We start from the raw sequence: 2,249 nt of genomic DNA, 5'->3' as shown, positions 1-2,249 counted from the left end.
CTGCTGCCGATCGCCGGCGACTACGACCTGATCCTGATCGACAGTCCGCCCGAGAACCGGCCGCTGCTGCAGCTCGTCCTGGGCGCCGCCCACTGGCTGCTCATCCCGATCAAGAGCGATGACTCATCCCGGAAAGGCATGCAGCAGGTCGCCTACGAGTTCGCCCGGATGCGCCGCGTGAACCCCACCCTCGACCTGCTCGGCGTCGTGCTGTTCGCCGCCGGCACCAGCGCCCGCCGGATCCGCGAAGAAGTCCGTCGCGACGTCATCAACGACCTCGGCGGCAAGGACGTCATGTTCGACACGATCGTCCGCCACGCCGAAGCCTCAGCACGAGACGCCCGGCGCCGCGGGCAGCCTTTCCACGAACTGGAAGCCGCTGCCGCCTCCGGGCCCACCCCCTTCGACGTTCTGCGCGGAAAGGCAGACCGCTCGCAGATGATCGCCGGCACGGCGGGCGCGGTCGCCGGTGACCTGGCCGCTCTGACCCGAGAGATCCTTACTCGCCGCCAGGCACTGCTGAACGAGCTCGAAGCGGTGGCGGCCCCGTGATGGACGAGTCGACCGAGAACGGAGCGGGCGCCCCTCGTCGGATGCCCGCGCAGGACCTGGGGCAGCTGTTCGCTCGGCCGGACCGCACAGCGGACCTGGGGGCGCTGGCCCGGCGACGCCCCGCCCCGCGTCCGGCGCCGGCGGTCGACAGTGTCGCCGCCGACCCGCGTCCAGCCTTGGCGCCGGTGCCCGCGGACAGCACAGACGACGCTCGTGTGATTCCTGAGCCCAGGATCCAGGCGCATGTAACCCCTGTCCCTGCTCCTGTCGACATTCCCGAAGTTGGCAGGGGGGAGCTGTCTCCGACCGGGACGGTGCGCATCACCGCCATCCTGGTCAGCCCTACCGTCTCTAGACGGCTGGAGGAATACCGGCGCGCCAAGAAGGGCCGCACGAATACCTCGATCGTCCTGGAGGCGTTGGACGAGTGCCACGGCCGGATACCCGAGCTTGTCGCCCAGGCGAGGGTTGCCGCCCAGCCTCGCGGCTCGCTGTTCCCGGCCCGCGACGACCACCTGCGCCTTCCGGGGGGCGGCGGCATCCAGGTCCAGATCCGACCGACGCTCGCCCAGCTGGACGTGATTGACCATCTTGCGCGTGAGCATCGACTCGAAAGCCGGTCCCAGCTGGCCGCCGCAGTGCTAAATGAGTTCTTGCCAGGCCGCAAGGATCGATGACGCCATGCCGGCTGCACACCGAGTCGTGCAGCCGGCGCTGGCCGGGCCGGCCGCACGGGCCTGAGGCGCTCTTCATTGATCCGCGCCCTGCTCGAGGCCGCCACCGCCCCGGCTGCCTTGCCCGCGTCCCGTGCCCGGTCGCAGGCCATCGCCTGGACCCGTAGAAGCGCCGACCGCTGGGCATCCGTGGCGGACCTTGATCGCTAGGATCCTGCTTCTGCTTCTGTGAGGCGGCGGCGATCGGCAGTCCGACCCGCCCCCATGACGCCCCAGGGTCCTTGCGCCCTTGGGGCGGCTCGTTCTTGCGTGCCATAGCGACGTACTGTCGCCCCGTCGGGCAGGGGAACCGCTCGTCGCTAGGGCTCCTCTCGCCGCCCTGACGTCCCAGAGATGCACTCGGCCGTCGACGCGGCGTTGACCGTGCGGGCCCGGGCGGCTCTGCTGTCTGTCGACTTCTAGCGTTCTACTAACGTAGACTGCTTTTGGACGACGTAGAACGACAGGTCGAGAGGTGGCTCGGTGCCCCCCTACAAGATCCTCAGTCTCCCGCTGTCGCCGCCCGGCGCGGTCGCCAGGCGCGGCAGCCTCGCCCTCCTGATCACCAAAGCGCCCTCCTATGCCCGTCGTCCCGACGGCGCACAGGAAGCGACCCTGGTCTGCCTGACCGGACTCACTCGCAGCGGCGAGATCCGTACCTACCGGCCCGCCGCCCGCGAGCAGGGCTACGACAGCCGCGTCGAGCGCGACTGGCGGGAGATCGACGCCTTCGTCGATGCCTCCAGCCTCGACCCCGAGCGCGCGATCGAGGTCGCCCGCGCCCACACCTGGCCCGGCCACCCCGACTCGCCGCGCCACTGGGAGTCCTTCGCGGAAGCCAAGGAAGCGCTTCGTGTGGCCCGCCGCCCCACCAACGAGGAGCAGTCATGAGCGACGTCATCTGGAGGCCGGAGTCCTGGACGGCGACTTCGAAGGAGAGAGGCATCCCGTCATGACCGCCGAGGTCGGTGACGGCTACGAGGC

General features: G+C 70.0%; 3 protein-coding genes. All 3 read left to right on the top strand.

Annotated elements, in window-relative coordinates:
- On the top strand, positions 1-552 hold a 552-nt coding region (locus BBK14_RS12675; protein ID WP_157904243.1), incomplete at its 5' end, for a ParA family protein.
- A 314-nt stretch (positions 553-866) separates the two neighbouring features.
- Positions 867-1,229: a hypothetical protein gene (locus BBK14_RS37780; RefSeq protein WP_131802264.1), complete on the top strand. Its 363-nt coding sequence runs from the start codon at positions 867-869 to the stop codon at positions 1,227-1,229.
- A 519-nt stretch (positions 1,230-1,748) separates the two neighbouring features.
- Positions 1,749-2,156 (top strand): hypothetical protein, encoded by a 408-nt coding sequence (locus BBK14_RS12665; RefSeq protein WP_071062220.1) that lies wholly within the window; start codon positions 1,749-1,751, stop codon positions 2,154-2,156.
- Positions 2,157-2,249 lie beyond the last annotated feature (93 nt).

This window comes from Parafrankia soli, from assembly GCF_001854695.1.
In the GTDB taxonomy this organism is placed as follows: Bacteria; Actinomycetota; Actinomycetes; order Frankiales; family Frankiaceae; genus Parafrankia; species Parafrankia soli.
The sequence above is the reverse complement of the archived record's forward strand: the minus strand, read 5'-3'. Positions and strand labels throughout refer to the sequence as shown.